This is a genomic window from Sandarakinorhabdus oryzae (genome assembly GCF_009733735.1).
GTDB classification, from domain to species: domain Bacteria; phylum Pseudomonadota; class Alphaproteobacteria; order Sphingomonadales; family Sphingomonadaceae; genus Sandarakinorhabdus; species Sandarakinorhabdus oryzae.
The window spans coordinates 1-979 of sequence record NZ_WNJP01000348.1 but is presented as its reverse complement, the minus strand read 5'-3'; the positions used below and the strand labels follow the sequence as shown (position 1 = coordinate 979).

The following is a 979-nucleotide window of genomic DNA, read 5'->3' as shown; positions in this document are numbered from 1 at the left end:
GACGGCGGCGGGATCGGGCGCCGCCGCCGGGCCAAGCCCCAGTTGCACCAGCGTCGCCGCTGTCATCGGCCACACCGCGTCGCGGCTGGCGGGCAGCCAGGCGAGGCGGCGGGGATGGGGCGTGAAGGCCTTCCCCTCCAGCCGGACCTCGCCCGGCCCGGATGACAGGCCAGCCAGCGCCTTCAACAGCGTCGTTTTGCCAGCGCCATTGGGCCCGATCACGCCGGTCAGCTGCCCGGGCTGGAGGGTGAGGCTGATCGGGGCCAGCATTGGCGGGCGGGCGAGGGCTATCGCTTCGAGCATCATCGCCCCCGCAGGATCAGCGAGAGGAAGAAGGGCGCGCCGATCAGCGCGGTGAGCACGCCCAGCCTGAGATCAAGGCCGGCCGGCAGCAGTCGCACGGCAATGTCGGCAGCGGTGAGCAGCGCGGCCCCGGCCAACGCTGACGGCCATATTGCGGCGCCGGGACGGTGGCCGACATGCGGGCGGACGAGGTGCGGCACGATCAGGCCGATGAAACCGATGCTGCCCGCCACCGCGACGCCGGCACCGGTGGCGAGGGCAATGGCGATGATGACACGGGCCTGCACCGATCCGAGGCCAACGCCGAGCGACTGCGCAACCTCCTCGCCCAGTGCCAATGCGTCGAGCGCCGGGCCGGCGCGCACCAGCAGCAACACGCCGATCCCGATCAGCGGCGCCGCCAGCGCCAGTTGCGGCAGGCTGCGATCATTCAATCCGCCCATCAGCCAGAACATCAGGTCATAAAGCGCGAACGGCGAGGGCGCGAGGCTGAGCGCCAGGTTGATGGCGACGCCGAGCAGCATCGCCACCGCCACCCCGGCCAGCACCAGGCGCGTGGTGCCGGCGCTGCGGCCCGCCAGCGCCAGCAGCAACAGCAGTGCCAGCCCGGCACCGGCCAGGCCGCCAATGGCCATGCCGATCACACCGGCCCCGAGGAAATAGCCGGCCAGCACCG

2 protein-coding genes are annotated in these 979 nt (G+C 72.2%); both read right to left on the bottom strand.

What is annotated here, in order from left to right; all coding sequences use genetic code 11:
• Positions 1-270, bottom strand: a 270-nt coding sequence (locus GJ693_RS16210) for an ATP-binding cassette domain-containing protein (RefSeq protein WP_235903010.1), incomplete at its 3' end; no start/stop codon positions are given.
• A 32-nt stretch (positions 271-302) separates the two neighbouring features.
• Positions 303-979, bottom strand: a 677-nt coding sequence (locus tag GJ693_RS16205) for a FecCD family ABC transporter permease (RefSeq protein ID WP_156257248.1), incomplete at its 5' end; no start/stop codon positions are given.